The following is a 20,859-nucleotide window of genomic DNA, read 5'->3' on the forward strand; positions in this document are numbered from 1 at the left end:
TCAGCCCTTCTTCGGCCGCGGGGTCGGAGGCGAGAGAAGAACCGATCCCTCACCACCGGCCAGCGCGAGTGCTGCGCACTCACGGCTGTCACGGTATACGCCGTCGGCTTCGGCGGGGTCGAGCGCCGCTTCCACCTCGGTGGGCTGAATTTCCTTGACGTCGATCTCAAACTTGGCGGAGGTCATGCCACCATCTCCTTTTGGAGAGACACAGCAGATGTCTTCTCCAGTTGAACGCCGCCTCGGGGGTTCCGCAAATCGAGAACGCGACGGGGATAGGTATGCATGCACCGCGGCCCCGATTCGGCCGGGCCCGCGGCGCACCGCCCGAGCGGTCCCCGCCCCGAATTCGGCGGCCGTTTCCCATTGTCCTCCGGCCGCGTCCCGAGCGCCTTTCGGCCGGGCGGGGGATAAGGGGAGAAGCCGGCACCGCGTGCGGCGCTCCGCCGCCGTGGGCATCGGACCGATGAGGTCCGCGCCGCCGTGCGCACGAGTCCGGACGCGGTCCGCACCGCCGTCGTGTGCACCGGCCCGACGCGGTCCGCGCCGCCATCGTGTGCACGGGGCGCCGTCATCGTGTGCACGGGCCCGGACGCGGACCGCGCCGTCGCCGTGGGCGGCGTTCGACGGGCTATCTGACCATTCGTCATAAAGCAAGCAGGGAAAAGAATCTGACCAGCCGTCATAGAACAGTGGACGGTGCCTCGCCCCCGGCCGTCGACCCGGACGCGCGCACACCGCACACCGCACGCTTCCGCGGCGGAGTTCGGGGAACACGGCGTCCATGAACGCCAGCGGAGCCGAGCCGAAGTCGTACTGGATCGAGACGGCGCCCCCGGGCGCGCCCCACCCCCCGCTGGAGGGCGACGTCACCGCGGACGTCGTCGTGATCGGCGGAGGGATCGCGGGCCTGAGCACCGCCGCGGAACTGGTGCGCGACGGCCGCAACGTCGTCGTCCTTGAGGCGGAGCGGATCGCCGCCGGGGTCACCGGCCACACGTCCGCCAAGCTCAGCGCCCAGCACACCCTGATCTACGAGCACCTGCGCCGGACGCGGGGCGCCGAGGGCGCGAGGCTGTACGCGCAGTCGCAGACCGAGGCGATCCGGCGCGCGGCCGAGCTGGCCGAGGAGACCGGCGCCGACTGCGAGTGGGAGGAGACGGCCTCCTACACCTACGTCACGGACCCCTCCGGGGTGCCGGAGGTGCGCGCCGAGGCCGAGGCCGCGCGGGAGGCGGGGCTGCCCGCGGAGTTCGTGACCGGGACCGACCTGCCCTTCCCCGTCGCGGGCGCCGTGCGCGTCACCGGCCAGGCGGGCTTCCACCCGCGCAAGTACCTGCTGGCCCTCGCGGACGACCTGGCGCGGCGCGGCGCCCGGCTGTACGAGCACACGCGCGTCACCGGCCTGACGGAGGGTGAACCGTGCGTCGTGCGCACGGAGTCGGGGGCCACGGTGCACGCCCAGTACGTCGTCGTGGCGACGCACTACCCCGTCTTCGACCGCGCCCTGCTCTTCACCCGGCTCTCCCCGCGCCGCGAACTGGTGCTGGCCGCGCCCGTCGAGGCCGAGGCGGCCCCGTACGGCCTGTACATCACGCCGGAGGAGAACACGCGGTCGGTGCGCAGCGCGCCCCTCGGGGACGGGCGACGGCTGCTGATCGTCACCGGCGAGCACTTCACGCCGGGCGCCGCGGACACCGAGGAGCGGTTCGCGCGCCTCGCCCGGTGGGCCACCGGGCACTTCGGCGACCTGGACTTCCGGTACCGCTGGGCCACGCAGGACAACGACTCCACGGACACCGTGCCGCTCGTCGGGCCGCTGCACGCGGGCAGCGACCGCGTCTTCGTGGCGACCGGCTTCGGCGGCTGGGGGCTGAGCAACGGCGTCATGTCCGGCCGCCTGCTGGCCGACCTGATCGCGCGGCGCCCCTGCGCGTGGAGCGAGCTGTACGACCCCCGCCGGGTGGGGACCGCCGTGCGCGAGGCGCCGTCCTTCCTCAAGACCCAGGCCAAGGTGGCCCGGCACTTCGTCGGCGACCGCATCGGGGCCCTCACCGGCGGCTCGGCCGACGACGTCGCGCCCGGCGACGGCGCGGTGGTCCGCGTCGGCGCCCACGTCTGCGCGGTCAGCCGCGACGAGGAGGGGAAGCTCCACGCCGTGTCCGCGCGCTGCACGCACCTGGGCTGCCTGGTCGCCTTCAACAAGGCGGAGCAGACCTGGGACTGCCCCTGCCACGGGTCCCGCTTCGACCGGGACGGCGGCGTCGTCCAGGGCCCCGCGACCAAGCCGCTCCCGCCGCGGGAGGTGTGACCGCGGGGACACGCCCAGAACCCCGGGAACACCGGTGCCCGGGACCGCCCCGGATGCCGAGTGCGCGCGTCCGGGGCAGGATGGGGTGACGCCTCCTCCGACCCCGCGCCGGTGATCCCATGGCCTTCTTCGCCCACTCCGAGTACGAACCGCTCCGGCTGAAGTCGGTGACGGACCTCGTCCGCGAGGTCGAGCGGCTGAGCGTGGAGAACGCCCAGCTGCAGCGGGCCGTCACGTCCCACGCCCAGGTCGACCAGGCCATCGGCGCGCTGGTCGTGCTGGCGGAGATATCCCCGGCCGACGCGTGGGACGTCCTGCGCGACGTGTCGCAGCGCACGAACACCAAGCTGCACACGATCGCCGGCCTGGTCCTGGAGTTCGCGCAGGGCTGCCCGCTGCCCGGCACGGTCCGCGAGGCCCTCAGGGACGCCCTGGCCCGCCGCCGGCCCTCGCCCGCCGCCGTGCACTGACCGCCGCGCCCCGGACCCGGACCCCGCCCACCGTCCGGGACCCGGCCCACCGTCCGGGACCCGGCCCCGTGCCTCCCGGCCCGGGCGCGACCCGTGCCTTCCGCTCCGGGCCCCCGGCCGACGCCCGCTACCCGCGCGTGCCGGCCCTCTCCCTGTCCTCGGCCCCGGCCGTCCGCAGCCAGTCGCCGGTGCGCGGATCGTGCCGTACGAGCCCCCTGCGCGCGAACTCCCGCAGCCAGCCCTCCATCGGCCACCGGCCCCACCGGGAACGGAACAGCGCGCCGTTGCGCAGGATGTCGTCCAGGTGCTCCATGGGCGGCCGGCTCACCGGATGGTGCTGGTGGTAGGCCGGCGCGCCGCCCAGCCAGGCCACCTCGGCCCCGGCCTTCCGGGCGAGCAGCGCGAAGTCGGTGTCCTCGCCGCCGTAGCCGGCGTACTCCTCGCAGAAGCCGTCGACGTCGCGCCAGGTGCGGGCGGTCACCGCGAAGGACAGCGACCAGAACAGGTTCGGGTCGCCGCCGTGGAGGACCTCGTCGTCGCGCGGCACGGGGCGCGCCGGGTGCGGCTCGGCCAGGCCGGGCAGGTCGGCGAGCCGGTAGCCGCCGGGCGGGGGCGGCGGCAGGTAGGAGACGGTGCCGCAGAGCAGCATGCCGTCGCGGACCGCGGCGGCGTAGCGGGCGAGCGTCCCCGGCCCCGGTACGCAGTCCACGTCGAGGAAGACCAGGCGGTCGGCGCCCCGTTCGAGCGCGAGCCGGGCGCCCGCGTTGCGGGCCGCGGCCAGCGGCAGGCCGCCGCCGGGAGCCCGGGGCACGGCCATCGCGTGGCCCGGCGGGTCCCGCCGGGCCACCAGCCGGCCCGCCGCGTCGTCGTCCATGGTGACCACGACGTACGGAGCGGGCCGCAGGGTGCCCGCCGCGAGTCCGTCCTGCTGCAGCGACAGGTGCCGGTGCCGCCCGGACACCGTGGTGATCACCGCCGGGCCGTTCACGCCGCGCCCCTTCCGGCGGCCGTCACGCCCGTGTCCCCCACCGCCGCGGCCACGCCCCCGGCCTCGGCGTCCGTCTCCCCGGCCCCGGGGGCCGCGCCGTCCGCGGCGAGGGCGTCCAGGTACGCGGCGGCCCGGCGCGCGCCGTCCCCGTACGACCACCGGGACCACCCCGCGCCGCCGGTGCGCAGGGACTCCTCCAGTACGTCGGGCCACTCGTCGGCCGCAGGCCACGCCTCCCGTACGACGGCGAGTCCCCCGTCGCGCAGCGCCCGCCCGGTCGCGTGCTGCTCGCCGAACGGGCGGTCCTGCGGCACCACCACGGCGGGCCTGCGGGCCGCGGCGCACTCGGCGAGCGCGTTCTGCCCGGCGTGCGTGACCACGACGTCCGCCGCGCACAGCAGCGGCCACGGGTCCGCGCACCACTGCCCGGTGCCGCCCACGACCTGCCAGTCCCAGCCGGGCGTGGCCCGGCGCGCCTCCTCCACCTGGCGCGGGCCGAGGTCCGAGCCGCCCGCGCCGCCCAGCACCAGCACCCGGCGCCGGCCGGGCACGGCGGCCTCGCGGGCCCGCGCCCGGTGGTCGTTGCGCGAGAACGCCCCCACGTGCACCGTCTTGCGCAGCCACGCGGCGGGCCAGCCCGGCTCCGGCAGCTCGGCCGGCCACGGTGCAAGCAGGCCCGCCGCCATGTCGTACGCGAGCCGGTGCGCCGGGTCCGTGCGCTCGCCGCGCATGGCCGCGACGACGACGGGGGTGCCCATCAGCCGGGCCAGCGAGGCGATCTCCACGGACACGTCGCTCACCAGCAGGGCGGGGCGCCGCCGCACGATCCAGTCGGCGACGAGGCCCATCCGCCGCCGGTAGCCGTCGTGGTGGACGGGGGCCCAGTGCAGCCGGTCCCCGGCCGTCACGTCGCCCGGGGCGCCGCCCGTGTCGAGCGGCAGCCGCACCCAGGGGCCCGGCCAGCCGTCCGGGCGCGGCAGGCTCGACAGGCCGGTCACCGGGGTCCGCGCGTGCCGGGCGACGCACAGCGCCCGGTGCAGGTGGCCCCGCCCGTGGTGGTGGACGTAGTACCCGATCACGCCGTCAGCTCCTCGTACAGCCGCTCGTAGCGGTCGGTCATGGTGTCCAGCGAGCACGTCCGCACGGCGTGCTCGCGGCAGGCGGCGCGGTCCAGGGCCATCGTCGCGGGGACGAGCGCGGCCAGGGCGTCCGTGTCCGGGTACGGCGCCAGGCGCCCGCACGCGTCCGTCAGGATCTCCCCGAGCGCGCCCCGGTCGAAGCCGCACACCGGGGTGCCGCAGGCCAGCGCCTCGGCGACGACCAGCCCGTACGGCTCGTCCCAGCAGGGGGTGACCAGGGCCGCGGCGGCCCGCCCGACCAGGTCGGCCAGTTCGTCGCGGGTGAGGTGCCCGACGTACTCGACGCCGTCGCCCAGCAGCGGGGCGATGCGGTGGTCGAAGTAGGCGCGGTCCGGGAGCGGGCCCGCCAGGCGCAGCGGCACGCCGGCCTTGCGCGCCGCCTCGACCGCCAGGTGCGGGCCCTTCTCGGGCACGAGCCGGCCGAACCACACCAGGCCGTCGCCGCCGGGGCCCGGGCGCCAGTGCGAGGTGTCGACGCCGTTGAGCACGACGCGCGCCTCGGGGACCACCGGCCTCCAGGCGTGCGCGGTGTGCGCGCTGACCGCCGTGAAGTGCCCGGCGCCGTCCGGGCCGAGCTGGATGGCCGACTCCAGCCACGGTGTCGGAGGCGTGTGCAGCGTCGTGACCAGCGGGGCGCGCACGGCCGCGGCCATCGCCACCGGCAGGTAGTGCAGGCTGTTGTTGTGCACGACGTCGTACGGGCACCCGTCCTCGCGCGCCAGGTCGAGCATCAGCCGCAGGTACGCGTGGTGTTCGGCGAGCGCGGAGGGCGCGGTCATGCTCACGTCCGCGCGGGCGGCGGCGCTCAGGGCGACCCGCTGCACCGGCAGCTCCCGCACGCCGAGCCCCGGGTCCGAACCCGGCCCGGCGAACAGGGTGACCTCGTGCCCCCGGCGCTTCAGGGCCGAGGCCAGCGCCCAGGTGTGGGCCTCAAGGCCGCCCGCGAAGGGTTCGCGGATGGGGAAGCGGGCCGAGGCGATGAGGGCGATGCGCAGGGGGCGGCTCATCGCAGCACGTCCTCGTAGACCGCCCGGTGGGCGGCGGCCACCGCGCGCCGCTCCGCGGCCCGCTCCGCCGGGGCCGCGCGCACGGCCGGCCGCTGCTCGTACGCGGCCCGGACGGCCGCGGTCAGCGACGCCTCGTCCGGTCCCGCGTCGCGCATACGGAAGGTGTGGCACGGCCGCTGGTCGGCGTAGTACCCGCAGTCGGAGACCACGACGGCGGTGCCCAGGTCGTGGCAGGCCTCCAGCCAGCCGGAGTGCGTGCCGAAGGCGTACGGCAGCACCGACACGTCCAGCGAGCGCAGGTAGTCCCACAGTTCGGCGTCGTCGAAGTAGTCGTGGACGTGCAGGTCGATCAGCCCGTCGTCGGCCAGGGCGCGCAGGCCGGCCACCGCCTCGGGGGCGTAGGCGTACGCCTCCGGGTCGGCCGTCTCCGTGTGGAGGTCGACGCGCAGCCGCATCCCGGGCAGCTCAGGCAGCAGCCGGGTGAGCGCGCGGATCACCGGCAGGGGCCGCATGTTCGGACGGATGCTCTTGGCGTGCACGCCGACGACGAAGCCCTCGTGCGGCGGACGCGGCCGGGACAGCTCCGGCTCCTCGACGACGTGCGGGTGCGGGATCACCCGGGCGGTGCGGCCCCAGCGGCGCTCGATCTCGGCGGCCGCGCCGGGGGTGAGTGTGATCAGCCGGTCCGCGGCCGGGACCAGCACGTCGAGCGCGGCGTCGTGCAGGGCGGGGTCGGGGTGGTGCGGGTTGCGCAGGTCGTGCACCGTCTGCACGAGGGGCTTGCCGTGCCGCCGCAGCGTCTCCACCAGCTTGCGCAGGTCGTCCGCCGACTGCGCGTCGAAGCCGAAGTGCACGTGGAAGACGTCGAACTCGTCGTGGTGGGCCTCGATCCACGCCGGGTCCAGCATCACGGGCGGCCACCAGCGCTGGGAGGTGCTGGGGGCACCGTTCGGACGGGGGTCGACGAGCAGCCGCACACCGTCCCGGCCGTCGGCGGGCCGGATGTGCCGTACGTACACGTGGCCCGCGGGGACGGACGCCACGCGGATGACGCCGGACGGCGTAGAGGTACGGGAATCGGTCCCTGCGGGATCCGCGGTCACCCTCACGGGGCGCCTCCAGTCGTTCTCGCGGGCACCCGTCCGCACCGACGCCGGTCGGTGCGCACCGGCACCACGTGGGGGCCCGGGACGGCGCCGCTGGGCGCCGCCGGGGCGGGGTGCCGGACCTGGGTACCCGGAAGAAGCGCGCGGACACCCACGAGCCGGGAGCGGCCTCTCCGCAGCTCACGGGGGTCGCCCCGGCCGGGTGCGGAACGGTTCCGGCCTCCTGCCGGACGGCCGGCGCCCACCGTCCGGACACGGAGGTGCCGGGGCCGCGCCGGGGCGGCTGCCGCATGGGGGACGGCAGCCGCCCCGGCGCGGCCCCGGCACCCGGACACCGCCACGGGCCCGGCGGTCCCGGCCGGCCGGGCTGTTTGCCGCGCCCGCCCCGGGAGACTCGGTGCGCAGAAGGCGTTCGGTCGGCGCCGGACGCCCGGTCAGCCGACCCCGAGGAAGGGCAGGAGTGCACCGTGACCGACCACTACGACGGAAACGACGCCGCGCTGGGCGCGGACCCCGCCCGGCTGGACGACCACGAGCTGCTCAGGGAACTGGAGAGCCTGCACCGCACCCGGCACGACACCTTCCTGTACGGGTCGCAGGACGCGCTGAACGCGCACACCCGGCGCTCGGTCGAGCTGGAGCGCGAGTACGTCCGCCGCAACCCCGGGCGGCTGGTGTCGGCCAACCGCACCCGGGAGGGGGCCCGCGCCAGGGAGTGACGGCGCGGTTCCCGTCCGGGGGCAGGTGCCTTCCGTCCGGGAACCGGTGCCGCCGTTCCCACGGGGCACCCGCCCGCCTTCCCGCGCCCGCGCAGAGCGGGACGGGGGCGCGGGCGGATGCCCCGCACCGTGCCCGCGTCAGGGGTAGGAGACCACCGTCGACGGCACCGTGGAGGTGCCCGAGGTGGGGGCGCCGGTGTCGTTGATGACCCGCTCGTACTGGCCGTTGCCGCTGAGCGAGACGACCAGCAGGCCGTGGAACCGCACGCCCGGGGCGTCCGGGGCGGCGAAGCCGTGGTGCTGCACGATCGAGGGGTTCACGTTGTAGTAGCAGTAGCTGCCCATGCCCCAGCCCTCGTGCGTGGTGACCGAGTCGGCGACCTTGTAGGCGGCGTAGCCCTTGACGTCGCCGTTCTGGACGGCGGCCTGGTCGGGCGCGTCGTACGCCTTCTCGTTCTGGAAGAAGATCGTGCGGCCGCGCTCGCCGTTCCACTGGACGTCGTACTTGTTGAAGTGCTCCACGAACAGGCCGGTGGCCAGCACGTCGTCGCCGTTGACCACGACGCCGTAGTCCGCGCGGTTGGTCTCCCAGCCGACGCCGTCGCCGTGGTCGGCGCGCCAGACCCAGGTGTGGTCGACGATGGTGTGACGGGCGTTGACCACCATGCTGGTGGTGGCCTTGCCGGCGCCCGCGCCGCCGATCCGCACGAACACGTCCTGCACGGTGGTGGGGTTCGCGGAGTGGTCCGCCGACGCGCCCTCGGGGCCGATCTCCAGCAGCGTCTCGGAGTTGACGGGGCCCGCGTCGACGAGGAACCCGGCCAGCCGGACGCCGTCGACGTCCGCCGTCCGCACCGCGGTGACACCGTTGTCGGGGATGAGGGTGGCGTAGCCGAGCCCGAGCACGACGGTGTCGGCCCGGTCCACCTGGATCGGCGCGTCGAGGCGGTAGACGCCGGGCGTCAGGAGCAGGTGCAGGCCCTGCGCCAGCGCCTCGTTGAGCGTGGCCGCGCTCACCCCCGGCTGCGCGACGTAGAACCGCGACAGCGGCAGCGAGGTGCCGCGCGGCGTGCCGCTGCCCCAGCTCGTGCCGCGCGCGTCGGTGCGCTTGTCCGGCACGAACACCGCGTAGTCGTCGCCGTCGAGGTAGAGGAAGGGCTTCTCGCGGGAGACCGGGGTGGTGTCGAGCGTGGTGTACGGCGGGTCGGGGAAGCCCTGCGCGGGCGCGCCCTCGACACCGGAGAACACCATGTTCCACACGGCGTTGGTCCAGCCGCCGACCGAGCTGTCGCGGGTGTACCACTGCTGCTGGGAGTACGGGCCGACCTCGCCGTCGATCCGGCTGTCGGCGATGTAGCCGCCGCTGGCCCAGCCGTAGCCGTCGGGCGCGAGGTTCAGGGAGCCCTTGATGTGCATGCGGCGGAAGGGCGCCGCCTGCGAGACGGCCCAGCGGTTGGTGCCGTTGACGGGGGTGAGCGCCAGGTTCTCCGCGGAGCGCCAGAAGTTCTGCGTGGCGTTCCCGTCGAACCAGCCGGCGTCGACGGTCACGTCGCCGTTGATCTGCGTGTCGTCGGGGGACAGGCCGAGGCCGGCTATGGAGGTGTAGAAGCCGATCTGCGCGTTCAGGCCGCTGTAGGTGCCGGGCTTGAACAGCAGCGCGTAGCGGCCGGTGCCGAACTGGGCCGACTCCTGCCGCGCGAACACCTCGTCCAGCTTGGCCTGGATGCCGGGGGTCGAGGGGTCGAAGACGATGACGTTCGGGCCGAGGTCGCCGCCGCCGGGAAGGGCGCGGGTGCCCGGCCGCCCGCTCCGGGATGCGCCGGGGGCCGCGGACGCGGGGGAGGACGGACCGAGCAGCGCGGGAGCGGCGGCCGCCGCGGCGGCCGCGCCGAGGACGGCACGCCGCGCGAGGGGGGACCCGGCCGTGGCGGACGGGTCGGTGGGGGGAGGAGTCATGGGGGGTGGCTCTCCTGGTTCAGGTGGTTCAGAAAGTGAACGATGTGGGGGATGGGAGCGCTCTCTTGCCGTTGCATGCTTCATCCGTGTGAACCATGCGTCAAGAGGTGGGGCCGCGATCACCGCGCGTTGGTGGTGCGGGCGGGCCGACACATCCCAATTCGCCGTGTTTCGCACGTGGTTGGAGGGGGCGTGAGGGGTGTCGTGACCCGGGTGATCGGATTCAAGAGGTCGTGGTGGGGCGGGGCGCGCCCCTCGGATCCGGGCCCGCCGCACCGCCCGTTCCCGGATGTGCTCGTCGAGGGTGCGTACGCAGTGCTGAGAGCGCTCTCTCGCCGCCTCCCGCCCGGTCCTCCCTCGTCCGTCCCGCCCGGCCCTCCTTCGTCCGCCCCGCCCGACTCGCCTCGTCCGTCCCGCCCGGTCCTTCCGGCTTCCCGGTCCTTCCGGTCCGGTCACCGTCCGATGTCGTCTCCGCCGGGCGTGTGAACAGGGCCGCCGGTGTGCGTCCGGGCGGGCGAGACTCCGTCGCACGGAGGTGTGCACCGCCGCGGGCAGGGGACCTGCACAGGCATGAGCGAGCAGCAAGACGGACCCGACCGCGACCACCGGCGGCCCGAGGGCGTCACCGACGAGATCGTGGAGGCGCTCGGCGCGCTCTCCAAGGCACTGGAGACCACCGAGCGGGCACGCGGCCACCTGTACTCCTTCCACCAGCTGACCGGCACCGCCGACATGGAGCTGGACCAGGCGGTGGAGATGCTGCGGAAGGCCGGCCACGAGGAGCACGCCGAGCGGGTGCGCCGGGAGGTCCTGGGCCGGAACGTGATCCCCGGGCACTGGACGTTCCAGATCGTCGAGGCCTACAACGCCACCTACTACGAGCCCTTCAAGGAGCTGGAGGCGGCGGTCCGCCAGGACCTGGCGCAGGGGCGCGACCACCTGTACGAGGCGGAGATGAAGGAGGAGCGCCGCACCCACGGCCACCCCGACCACACGGCCACGCCGTCGAGCACGCCCGGACCGGCCTGAGGGGGCCCGCCCCGCCCGGTCCCGTCACGCCCGCCCCGTCGCACCCCACGCCCCGGCCCGGTCCGGTCGGCCCCCGTCCGGCCCCGTGCACGAGCGCGGCGGACCGTGTCACACGGGCTTCAGGCCCTGGTCGCCCACCTCGGTGACGAAGGACCCGGCCGTCACGATCGGCGCGTCGGGCCTCGTCACGGCGGACACCGTTTTGAAGTCGGCCCGCGCCGACTCCGTGCCCAGCTCCACCCGGACGTAGCCCCGCCGCCCGTTGTAGAACTTCATGTGCGGGTTGGCGGCCATGTAGGTGTCCCAGTTGCCGGGTCTGTCGACGCCGTCCCGGCCGCTGGAGATCGAGGTCGCCACGATCTCCGTGCCCACGGTCCGGGACTCCGGGTCGTCGAAGTCGTCCTTGATGTCGAAGGCGTACGCCACGTGCACGTCCCCCGTCAGGACCATCAGGTTGTCGACGCCGGCCGACTTCGCCCCGGCCAGGACGCGCCGGCGGGAGGCGCGGTAGCCGTCCCAGGCGTCCATGGAGACGTTGGCGTCCTCGGTGTTCTCCATCTTGCGCTGCGAGAAGCAGACCTGCTGCGGCACGACGTTCCACAGGGAGTCCGAGGACTGCCAGCCGTCGATCAGCCACCGCTCCTGGGTCGCGCCGGTGATGGTGCGCGCCGGGTCGTCCGTCTCGGGTCCGAAGGGGTGCGGCCTGTCGCCGTACGCCTGGTCGGAGCGGTACTGGCGGGTGTCGAGGACGTCGAACTGCGCGAGCGTGCCCCACTGGAGGCGGCGGTAGAGCCGCAGGTCGGGGCCGTCGGGGGTCTGCGCGGTGCGCAGCGGCTGGTTCTCCCAGTACGCGCGGTACGCCGCGGCCCGGCGCAGCAGGAACTCCTCCGGCGGATCGCCCCGCTCGTCGACGGCGGCCGCGTAGTTGTTCTCGGTCTCGTGGTCGTCCCAGGTCACCACGAAGGGGTGGGCCGCGTGGGCCGCCCGGAGGTCGGGGTCGTTCTTGTAGAGGGCGTACCGCAGCCGGTAGTCCTCCAGGGTGGTGGCCTCGTGGTCGAAGACGTCGGGCAGGGTGCGGTCGGCGTAGTTGCGGGCGCCGCCCACGGAGTTCACGGCGTACTCGTAGAGGTAGTCGCCGAGGTGGAAGACCACGTCGACGTCCTCCTCGGCGAGGTGCCGGAACGCGGTGAAGTAGCCGTCGTGGTACGCCTGGCAGGAGACGGCCGCGAAGGTGAGCGAGGTGGTGGGCGTGGTGGCCAGGGGGGACGTGCGCGTGCGGCCCACCGGGCTCAGCCAGGTGCCGGCCTTGAAGCGGTAGTGGTACACGCGGTCGGGGTCGAGGCCCTCCGCCTCGACGTGCAGGGTGTGGTTGTACTCCGGCTGCGCCATGGCCGAGCCGCGCCGGACCACGCGGGCGAACGCCTCGTCCTCGGCGACCTCCCAGTCCACGCTGACGGGCTGGGGTGCCAGGCCCCCGTCCGCCTCGTACGGGGACGGGGCGAGGCGGGTCCACAGCACCACGGAGTCCGGCATCGGGTCGCCGGAGGCGACGCCCAGGGTGAAGGGGTCGTCGGCGATCCGGGAGGCGTCGAACTCGGCGGCGCTCGACGCGCCGAGCGGCGGCAGGTTGGTGGCGAAGGCGAGCGCGGCGGCGGCGCCGGTGACGGTCAGGAAGCGGCGGCGCCCGATGTGGCGGGCGGCGGCGCGGAGTTCGGGGGAGTGACGGGCGAGGAGGTGGGGCGACTGCCGTCTTTGACGACCTGAGGGTGTCATCTGGCTCTCCCTGGCGGTGCTGGCTCGGGGCGTCGGACTGGCAGGGCGACGACGGCCCGTCGAGCACACGGCAGCCGGATGCCGGACGGACGGCTTCGGTGGGGCGGACCCTCCCAGACGCTGCGGACGTATGGATGCTAAACAGACAAAGTGCACATTCCTGGCAGGTGCGGGCCGGGGGGTGAGCGCGTCGCGGTCGGGAGGCGGACGGGGCCGCCGGTGGAAGCGGGGCCGGTGAGGGGCCGAAGGAGCGGGAGGGGGCGGCGGGCCGACGAGCGGCCGGCGGCCGCCGGGCACGGGACGCGGGACACGGTTCCCGGGCGCGGCGGGCGGAGCGCGGGACGCGCCGTGCGGGACACGGCGCGTGGGGCGTGGGGCGGGACGGCACCGCGTGCGGGGCGCGGGGTGCGGGACACGGCGTGTGGGGCGAGAGGCTGGTCGGCACCGCGTGCGGGGCGCGGGGTGGGCCGCTCGCGTGTCCGGTTTCCGCGGGTGCCGCGACCACGGCGGGCCGGGGGAGCCGGCCTGCGGAGGCCGGCGGTCCCGTCACCGGGGCCCGGTGTCCGGGGTCGGTGGCCGGTGCGCGGGGGCGGTGGGGTCCGGCGCGGAGGCCCGGCGCGGGGAGGGCGGCGGTCCCGGAGGTGCCGGGAGGAAGCGGGATGCGGGAGGCGGGTCGACGGCGGGCGGTCCGGCGCACTCCTTCCGAAGAGCGCCGAAGCGGCGGGGGCGGCGGGTTCCGGCCGGGCTCGGGGACGGGGTGCCGCCCGGGCGGCACCCCGCCGTCACGACGTCTTCGGGGCCGGCAGGCTCAGGTGGAGCTCGTAACCGCCGTCCGGGGTGGAACCCGCGGTGACGGTGCCGCCCAGCAGCTCGGCCCGCTGACGCAGGCCGACCAGGCCGTGGTGGGCGCCGGGCAGCGGCAGGGCGGGCCGGCCGGAGGGCGTGTTGGTGACGACGGCGTGGACGACGCCGTCCTCGTGCCGGACCCGGATGGTGGCCGAGGCGCCGGGCGCGTGCTTGCGCACGTTGGTCAGCGCCTCCTGCACCGTGCGGTAGACCGCGCGCTGCACGGTCGCGGGCAGGTCACCGGGCAGGTCCGTGCACAGGTCGGCCTCGATGCCGCTGTCGAGGACCAGGCGCTCCAGGTCCGCCAGGGACGGCTGCGGCGTCAGCTCGGCGGGCCCGCTCTCGGAGGCGCGCAGCACGCTGACCATGTGCCGCAGTTCGTCCAGCGTCCGCACGCTGAGCTGTCTGATGGTGGCGGCCGCCCCCTTCGTCTCCGGGTCGCGGCTGCTCACCTGGAGCGAGCCGGCCCGTACGGCGATCAGGCTCACCTGGTGGGAGACCACGTCGTGCATCTCCCGGGCCAGCTGCGCCCGCTCCTTGGCCAGCACCGACTGGGCCGTGAGCAGGCGTTCGTGCTCGCGGGCCCGGGAGATCTCCACGAGCCGGAGCGACAGCTCGCGCTTGGCCTGGACGAGCTGGCCGAGGAAGACGGGGGCGGCCGCCGTGCCCAGCGCGTAGCTGACCGAGACGATGGTCCACGGCTCCCACGGATCGCCGAACTCCGGGGACGGCCAGTTCCACGACGTCGTGTCGCTGACGGTGAACGCGATCGCGCACCCGGCCAGCAGCCAGCGGTGGCGGGTGCGGACGGCGAGCGAGTACAGGGCCGCCAGCGTGGCGAACACCGCGTCGGTGACCAGGGTCGTCGGCAGGGTCAGCGCGAAGGTCGCCAACGGCAGGTGGCGGCGGAGCGCGAGGGAGAAGGCCGCCAGCAGCCCGGCGGCCAGCCGCAGCGGCTCCGCGCAGTGGACGTGCACCCAGACGTCCAGCAGCGAGGCCGCGATCACCGCGATGTCCAGCGCCGGGCCGGGCAGGCGGCGGGAGGTCGTCACCCGTAGTCCCCCTCCCGCGGCCGCCTGAGCAGGCCCGCGCGGTCGGCCAGCAGGGCCGCCTGCAGGCGGCTGTTGACCTGCAGCTTGGTGAGCAGCGCGCTCACGTGGTCCTTGACCGTCCCCGTGCTCAGGTGCATCCGCGCCCCGATGTCGGCGTTGGACAGGCCCTCGGCGACGAGGGCGAGCACGGCGCGTTCGCGCGGGGTCAGCCGGGCGACGGCGCGGGCCGCGCCCTCCCGCGGCTCGTTGTCCAGATACCCGTCCACGACGGCGCGGGTGACCTTGGCCGACAGGACGACGTCGCCGTCGGCCAACGCCCGCACCAGGTGCGGAAGCTGCTCGGGGTCGGTGTCCTTGAGCAGGAAGCCGGCCGCTCCCGAGCGCAGCGCGGTCGCCACGTACTCGTCCATGTCGAAGGTCGTCAGCATCGCCACCACGGGCGGATGCAGCAGCTTCCGCAGCTCGGCGAGGACGGTGAGCCCGTCCACGTCGGGCATGCGGATGTCGAGCAGCACGACGTCGGGATGCGCCTCCCGCGCCGCGCGTATCGCCTGTCCTCCGGGAACCGCCCCCACCACCTCGATGTCGTCCGCGGTGTCGAGGATGTGCTGGAAACCCGTACGGATCAGGGCTTCGTCGTCGACCACCAGTACCCGGATCACCTGTGCCCCGCCGCTCGTCTTCGGACCACCGTCGGATTCCTACCATGTTCGGCTCCCCCGGGCGGTTTCGCTGGATCGGTTCCCGCCAAGCGGGCGGGATGCGCCCGGCCGGTCGGCGGGTGCACCCCCGCCGACCGGCGGGCCGACTCCGGACCCGCGCCGGATGGTCCCGGAGCCGGACTGTGCGCACGCTGGTGTCTCATGACACGCGACGCATCACCCGCACCGGTCTCCGCACCGGTCCCCGCCTCCGCCGCGAGCGCCGGACGTCCCGCCGACACCGCCCGTGCGCCGTCGACGGGACGGCTGGTCGGCATCGACCTGGCCCGGGGACTGGCCGTGTTCGGCATGTACGCCGCGCATGTGGGGCCTGATCCGGAGGAGGACCGATTACTTCTGGGAGGCCCCTTCGAGCTCCTGACCGAGCTGGGCCGCGGCCGGGCCCCCGCCCTGTTCGCCGTGCTCGCCGGGTTCTCCCTGATCATCCTCACCGGGCGCCCGCGGCCCCGCACGGGCCGCGCCGGGCGGCAGGCGGTGGCCCGGGTCGTCATCCGCTCCCTGCTCCTGCTGGTGGTGGGCTACGCGCTCGTCGCCCTGCCCACCATCATCGCCATCATCCTCCCCTGCTACGGACTGTTCTTCCTGGTGGTGCTGCCGCTGTACCGGCTGCGGGGCCGGACGCTGGCGGTGCTCGCCCTGACCACCGCGCTGGTCATGCCGCAGGTGCTGTTCTTCATGCTCCGGGCGATCGACGAGGGGGACTGGGCCTGGACGATCATCGATTACGACCCCCTCGCCCGGATCACGGACACGGACGGCTTCATCGAACTGCTGTTCATCGGCGAGTACCCGGTGATCACCTGGGTGCCGTTCGTGCTCACGGGCATGGCGGTGGCCCGGCTCGACCTGCGCCGGCACGTCGTCCGCGCCCGGCTGGCGCTGACCGGCGCCGCGCTGGTCGTGCTCGGCCACGGTGGCTCGTGGCTGGCCCTGCACCTCGTGCCGAACGCGATGTCCGACGTCCTGACGGCCACGGACGGCGACTCGGCCGCGATGGCCTGGTGGGCGGACATGGTCGGCTACCCGGACGAGGAACTGCCCGGCGCCTGGCTGCTGGTGGGCGCGCCGCACAGCCAGACGACCTTCTCGATCCTCGGCAGCGCGGGGCTCGCGCTCCTGGTCCTGACCCTGTGCGTGGTCGTGGCGGACCGGATGCCGCGCCTGATCCGGCTGCTGCGCCCCGTCTGCGCGGTCGGCATGATCGCGCTCACGGCGTACGCCGCGCACATCTGCGTGATCGCCGTGCTGGGCATGCCGTACGACTACTTCCCGGCGGTGGCCATGCTGACCGGCCTCACCCTGGGCTCCATGCTCTTCGCGACCCTCTGGATGAACCACTTCCGGCGCGGTCCGCTGGAGCAGGCGCTCTACAAGGTCACCCAGGTGGCCCGCCGGGTGAAGTGAGGTGAGGGCGTACGGCGGTGCGTCCGGGGGGCGCGGGTCCTGCGGACGCACCGCCGTCGCCGTTGCCGTCGACGACCGGGGGCGGGCCGTCGTGGAGCGGCTCGACTCCCTCTTCCCGTCAGGGACTTGAGCGGGTGGGACGGCGGCCCGGCCCGGCTACCGGCCGGCCGGTCCCGTCCCCGCCTCCGACTCCGCCTCCAGCGAGGCGCGCAGGCGCTCGTTGGCCATGCGCATGTGCTCGGCCATGGCGCGGTCCGCCGCCTCGGGGTCCCGGGCGCGGATCGCGTCGAGGACCGCGCCGTGCTCGCACAGCGTGCCGCTGACGGTGCCCTCGATGTCGCCCGCCCGCTCCATCCACACCTGGAGCAGCGCGCGGATGCTGTGCAGGATGTCGCTGAGGACGCTGTTGCGGGCGATCCGCGCCGTCTCCAGGTGGAAGGCGATGTCGGCCTCGATGAACGCCTTCACGTCGTGCCCGGCGTCCCGCATGTGGCCCAGGTGCTCCTCCAGGCGGGCCACGTCCTCGTCGCCGGCGCGCTCGGCGGCCAGGCGCGCCGAGACGCTCTCCATGTACGTCCGCACCTCGACGAGGTCCTGGGTGCGGCGCTGGCCGAGCATCAGGCCCCAGTTGATGGCGCGCGGCAGGAACTCGGAGGTGCCCTCGCGCACGTACGAGCCGGACCCGGGGCGGATCTCGATGATGCCCAGCACGTCCAGGGCGGACAGCGCCCCGCGCACGCTGGAGCGGGCCACGCCGAGGGCCTCGGCGAGCTGCCGTTCGGCCGGGAGCCGGGTGCCGGGCCGGATGTTGCCGGCCGAGAGGTGGTCGAGGAGGCGCTTGGCCACCTCGCTGACCGAGGACTCGCGCACCACGGGACGCAGGAGCTGGGCGAGGTCCGTCGGCTGCGCGGACTGGGCGGGCTGACTGGTCACGGCCACCAGTAGACCAGATTCCCGTGCCACGCAGCGATCAAGGGGCTCCATCGCCTCTGTGACCAGCGCGTGTCAAGAGGGTAAAAATGCGACGCTCCTCACTTTGGTAAATTGGTGACCAATTTGAAGTCGAGGCATAGCGTGATCCCAGTTCGGCTCGACCGGCGTGGTGCACGGCATCGTCGCCCCGTCCTGCCGAGAGTGACGCGACCGGACAGAGCAGTCCGGCGAGCCGAGGAGTCGCCATGCCATCCAGCGCAGTGCCACCCGCCTCGACGGCGCAGACCGCCGTCGAGAGGTCGGCCATCAAGAAGGTCTCCGTCCGCCTGGTCCCGTTCGTGGCCCTGATGTTCTTCGTGAACTATCTGGACCGCACCGCGGTGTCCTTCGCCGAACCCAACGGCATGGGCCAGGACCTGGCCCTCACCGCCGCCCAGTTCGGCTTCGCCTCCGGGATCTTCTTCCTCGGCTACATCGTGCTCGAGGTCCCCAGCAACATGGCCCTGCACCGCTTCGGCGCCCGCCGCTGGCTGGCCCGGATCATGGTGACCTGGGGCATCGTCTCGCTGCTCTTCACCTGGGTGCAGAACAGCGAGCAGCTGTACGCGCTGCGCTTCCTGCTCGGCGTCGCCGAGGCCGGCTTCTTCCCGGGCGCGATCCTCTTCCTCAGCCAGTGGGTGCCGTCCCGACACCGCACCAAGATCCTCGGCTTGTTCTACCTGGCCCAGCCGCTGACCACGGTGTTCGGCGCCCCGCTCGCGGGCTGGCTGATCAACCGCCATGGCCTGTTCGGCCTCGAGGGCTGGCGCGTGATGTTCCTGTTCGTGTCGCTGCCCGCGATCCTGCTCGGCGCCATCGCCTGGTTCTACCTGATCGACCGCCCGGCCGACGCCAAGTGGCTGACGGCCGACGAGAAGACCTGGCTGACCGGCGCCCTGGAGGCCGAGAACGCCGGCAAGACCGGCCACGAGGGCAGGGGCGGCCACGCCAAGGGCGACCTGAAGGCCGCGTTCACCAACGCCCGCGTCTGGGTCCTCGCCGTCGTCTACTTCGGCTTCGTCTACGGCCTGTACGCCCTGGCGTTCTTCCTGCCGACGATCATCAACGGCTTCCAGGAGCAGTACGACACCACCTTCAGCGTGATGGACAAGGCCTGGATCACCGCGATCCCGTACCTGCCCGCCGCGATCGTGCTCTTCCTCTGGACCCGCCACGCCACCCGCAACGGCACCCGCACCTGGCACATCGCCGGTCCGGCCGTCGTCGGCGGCGTCACCATCCCGCTCGCCCTCTACATGGGCTCGCCCACGGCCACCGTCGCCGTCATCACCGTCACCGCCTGCTCGATCTTCGCCGCCCTGCCGGTCTTCTGGTCCGTGCCCTCCCGGTTCCTGACCGGGGCCGCCGCGGCCGCCGGCATCGCGCTGATCAACACGGCGGGCAACATCGCCGGTTTCGCCGCCAGCTACGTCACCGGCTGGCTGAAGGACTGGACCGGCGACTACTACGTACCGCTCTACCTGGTCGGCGCCCTCATGCTGCTGTCGGCCGTCCTGATGATCCGGCTCGCCTCCCGCACCCGCCCCGACGCGGACGCGGAGCACCGCGAGCCGGCGGAGGCCCTTCGATGACCCGCCTGTTCAACGACCCCGCCGCCTTCGCCGACGAGGCGCTCGAAGGCTTCGCCGCCGCCCACCGGCGCTGGGTGCGGCCCGTGACCGGAGGCGTCGTCCGCGCCGTGCCCACCCCGCGCGGCCAGGTCGCCGTCGTCGTCGGCGGCGGGTCGGGCCACTACCCGGCCTTCTCCGGCCTGGTCGGCCAGGGCCTCGCGCACGGCGCTGCCGTCGGCAACGTCTTCGCCTCCCCGTCCGCCCAGCAGATACGCACGGTGGCCCGCGCGGCCGAGGCCGGCGCCGGGGTGCTGCTGATGTACGGCAACTACGCCGGCGACGTGCTGCACTTCGGGCAGGCCGCCCGGCGGCTGACCGCCGACGGCGTGCCCACCCGCACCCTCGCCGTCACCGACGACATCTCCAGCGCCACCGCCGAGGAGGCTGCCAAGCGCCGCGGCATCGCGGGCGACCTGCCCGTGTTCAAGGCCGCCGCGGCCGCCGCCGAGCAGGGCGCGGACCTGGAGGAGGTGGTGCGCGTCGCGGAGCACGCCAACGCCCGCACCCGCTCCTTCGGCATCGCCTTCTCCGGCTGCACGCTGCCGGGCGCCGAGGACCCGCTGTTCACCGTGGACGAGGGCCGCATGGCCGTGGGCCTGGGCATCCACGGCGAGCCCGGCATCGGCGAGGAGGCGGTGCCCAGCGCCGACGAGGCCGCCGAGCTGCTGGTGGGCAAGGTGCTGGCCGAGCTGCCCGAGGGCGTGGAGCGGGCCTCCGGCGGCCGCGCGGCCGTGATCCTCAACGGGCTCGGCTCGGTCAAGTACGAGGAGCTGTTCGTCGTCTACCGCCGTGTGGCGCGGCTGCTCGCCGAGGCGGGCGTCGAGATCGTCGACCCCGAGGTCGGCGAGCTGGTCACCAGCTTCGACATGGCCGGCGTCTCCCTCACCCTGACCTGGCTCGACGACGAGCTGGAGGCGCTGTGGACCGCGCCCGCGGACACCCCCGCCTACCGCAAGGGCAGCGTCGAGCGGCCGCAGGACCTCCCGGACGAGGTCCCGGCCGAGGCCGACGGCGGCACCGAGGCGGTGCCCGAGGCGACCGAGGAGTCCCGGGTGACCGGGCGCCTGGTCGCCGAGACCCTGACCACCGTCCGGGACACGATCGACGCGCACGCCGAGGAGCTCGGCCGCATCGACGCCGTCGCGGGCGACGGCGACCACGGCATCGGCATGCAGCGCGGCTCCACGGCCGCGGCCGAGGCCGCGGAGCACGCCGTCGCCGCCGGCGCGGGCGCCGCCACCGTCCTGCACCGGGCCTCCGACGCCTGGGCGGACAGGGCGGGCGGCACCTCCGGCGCGTTGTGGGGCGTCATCCTGCGCGCGATCGGCGACGCGCTGGGCGACAGCGAGCGGCCGACCGCCGACCGGGTCGCCCGGGGCGTCACCGACGCCTCCGCCGGCGTCCGCTCGCTCGGCGGCGCCGAGGTCGGCGACAAGACCATGGTCGACGTCCTCGTGCCCTTCGCGGACATGCTGGCCGCCGAGGTGGCCGCGGGGGCCGCCCTCACCGCCGCCTGGGACACGGCCGCCGAGGCCGCCGCGAAGGCCGCCCGCGACACCGCGGACCTGCTGCCCCGCATGGGCCGCGCCCGCCCCCACGCCGAGAAGTCGCTCGGCACCCCCGACGCGGGCGCCCACTCGCTCGCTCTCATCGTCCGGGCCGTCCACGGCGTGCTCGGCACCCGCAAGCAGGCGCCGGCCGTCGGCGGCGCCGACCGCAAGTGAAGGAAACCCC

17 protein-coding genes are annotated in these 20,859 nt (G+C 74.6%); 7 read left to right on the plus strand and 10 right to left on the minus strand.

Going from position 1 to position 20,859, the window contains the following annotated elements; all coding sequences use genetic code 11:
- Positions 1–186 carry a hypothetical protein gene (locus tag IE271_RS14260; RefSeq protein ID WP_190190649.1) on the minus strand — a complete coding sequence of 62 codons (186 nt, stop codon included), beginning with the start codon at positions 184–186 and terminating at the stop codon, positions 1–3.
- A gap of 598 nt (positions 187–784) precedes the next feature.
- Here IE271_RS14260 and IE271_RS14265 point away from each other — a divergent pair.
- On the plus strand, positions 785–2,311 hold the full coding sequence (locus tag IE271_RS14265; RefSeq protein WP_190190650.1) for an FAD-dependent oxidoreductase: 1,527 nt from the start codon (positions 785–787) through the stop codon (positions 2,309–2,311).
- Between the two features lie 119 nt (positions 2,312–2,430).
- Positions 2,431–2,781, plus strand: coding sequence for an ANTAR domain-containing protein (locus IE271_RS14270; protein WP_190190651.1), 351 nt, complete (start codon positions 2,431–2,433; stop codon positions 2,779–2,781).
- A gap of 127 nt (positions 2,782–2,908) precedes the next feature.
- Here IE271_RS14270 and IE271_RS14275 read toward each other — a convergent pair whose 3' ends face one another.
- The 4 genes from IE271_RS14275 to IE271_RS14290 are packed head-to-tail and all read right to left on the minus strand — an operon-like array spanning position 2,909 to position 6,958.
- Positions 2,909–3,769 (minus strand): glycosyltransferase family 2 protein, encoded by an 861-nt coding sequence (locus tag IE271_RS14275; RefSeq protein WP_190190652.1) that lies wholly within the window; start codon positions 3,767–3,769, stop codon positions 2,909–2,911.
- Positions 3,766–4,848 (minus strand): glycosyltransferase, encoded by a 1,083-nt coding sequence (locus IE271_RS14280; RefSeq protein ID WP_190190653.1) that lies wholly within the window; start codon positions 4,846–4,848, stop codon positions 3,766–3,768. Before IE271_RS14280 ends, IE271_RS14275 begins: the two co-directional genes overlap by 4 nt.
- Positions 4,845–5,915 (minus strand): glycosyltransferase family 4 protein, encoded by a 1,071-nt coding sequence (locus IE271_RS14285; RefSeq protein WP_190190654.1) that lies wholly within the window; start codon positions 5,913–5,915, stop codon positions 4,845–4,847. The genes IE271_RS14280 and IE271_RS14285 overlap by 4 nt, the downstream gene beginning before the upstream one ends.
- Positions 5,912–6,958 (minus strand): glycosyltransferase, encoded by a 1,047-nt coding sequence (locus IE271_RS14290; RefSeq protein ID WP_190190655.1) that lies wholly within the window; start codon positions 6,956–6,958, stop codon positions 5,912–5,914. Before IE271_RS14290 ends, IE271_RS14285 begins: the two co-directional genes overlap by 4 nt.
- Positions 6,959–7,488: 530 nt before the next feature.
- On the opposite strand from IE271_RS14290, the gene IE271_RS14295 reads away from it, so the two are divergent.
- The gene (locus IE271_RS14295; protein ID WP_190190656.1) at positions 7,489–7,740 is read left to right on the plus strand and encodes a DUF6158 family protein; all 252 of its coding nucleotides are present in this window, start codon (positions 7,489–7,491) and stop codon (positions 7,738–7,740) included.
- Positions 7,741–7,878: 138 nt separating this feature from the next.
- Here the strand turns inward: IE271_RS14295 and IE271_RS14300 are convergent, their stop codons facing one another.
- Positions 7,879–9,696: a pectate lyase-like domain-containing protein gene (locus IE271_RS14300; RefSeq protein ID WP_190190657.1), complete on the minus strand. Its 1,818-nt coding sequence runs from the start codon at positions 9,694–9,696 to the stop codon at positions 7,879–7,881.
- Between the two features lie 570 nt (positions 9,697–10,266).
- On the opposite strand from IE271_RS14300, the gene IE271_RS14305 reads away from it, so the two are divergent.
- Positions 10,267–10,725 carry a hypothetical protein gene (locus tag IE271_RS14305; RefSeq protein WP_190190658.1) on the plus strand — a complete coding sequence of 153 codons (459 nt, stop codon included), beginning with the start codon at positions 10,267–10,269 and terminating at the stop codon, positions 10,723–10,725.
- A 108-nt stretch (positions 10,726–10,833) separates the two neighbouring features.
- On the opposite strand, the gene IE271_RS14310 is transcribed toward IE271_RS14305, so the two are convergent.
- The 3 genes from IE271_RS14310 to IE271_RS14320 form a co-directional block, all read right to left on the minus strand.
- Entirely contained in the window at positions 10,834–12,498 is a 1,665-nt protein-coding gene (locus IE271_RS14310) for an alkaline phosphatase D family protein (protein ID WP_190190659.1), read from the minus strand.
- Positions 12,499–13,280: 782 nt separating this feature from the next.
- Entirely contained in the window at positions 13,281–14,396 is a 1,116-nt protein-coding gene (locus IE271_RS14315) for a sensor histidine kinase (protein ID WP_229919325.1), read from the minus strand.
- Complete coding sequence (locus IE271_RS14320; RefSeq protein ID WP_190190660.1) at positions 14,393–15,058, minus strand: response regulator; 666 nt, start codon at positions 15,056–15,058, stop codon at positions 14,393–14,395. Before IE271_RS14320 ends, IE271_RS14315 begins: the two co-directional genes overlap by 4 nt.
- A gap of 201 nt (positions 15,059–15,259) precedes the next feature.
- Between IE271_RS14320 and IE271_RS14325 the strand changes: the two genes are divergently transcribed.
- Complete coding sequence (locus tag IE271_RS14325; protein ID WP_190190661.1) at positions 15,260–16,522, plus strand: heparan-alpha-glucosaminide N-acetyltransferase domain-containing protein; 1,263 nt, start codon at positions 15,260–15,262, stop codon at positions 16,520–16,522.
- Between the two features lie 156 nt (positions 16,523–16,678).
- Here IE271_RS14325 and IE271_RS14330 read toward each other — a convergent pair whose 3' ends face one another.
- Positions 16,679–17,461: a FadR/GntR family transcriptional regulator gene (locus IE271_RS14330; protein ID WP_373308763.1), complete on the minus strand. Its 783-nt coding sequence runs from the start codon at positions 17,459–17,461 to the stop codon at positions 16,679–16,681.
- A 239-nt stretch (positions 17,462–17,700) separates the two neighbouring features.
- Between IE271_RS14330 and IE271_RS14335 the strand changes: the two genes are divergently transcribed.
- Both IE271_RS14335 and IE271_RS14340 read left to right on the plus strand, forming a co-directional pair.
- Positions 17,701–19,086 carry an MFS transporter gene (locus IE271_RS14335; protein ID WP_190190663.1) on the plus strand — a complete coding sequence of 462 codons (1,386 nt, stop codon included), beginning with the start codon at positions 17,701–17,703 and terminating at the stop codon, positions 19,084–19,086.
- Positions 19,083–20,849, plus strand: coding sequence for a dihydroxyacetone kinase family protein (locus IE271_RS14340; protein WP_190190664.1), 1,767 nt, complete (start codon positions 19,083–19,085; stop codon positions 20,847–20,849). The genes IE271_RS14335 and IE271_RS14340 overlap by 4 nt, the downstream gene beginning before the upstream one ends.
- The last annotated feature ends 10 nt before the right edge of the window (positions 20,850–20,859 follow it).

The sequence above is a fragment of the Streptomyces minutiscleroticus genome (genome assembly GCF_014650875.1).
In the GTDB taxonomy this organism is placed as follows: Bacteria; Actinomycetota; Actinomycetes; order Streptomycetales; family Streptomycetaceae; genus Streptomyces; species Streptomyces minutiscleroticus.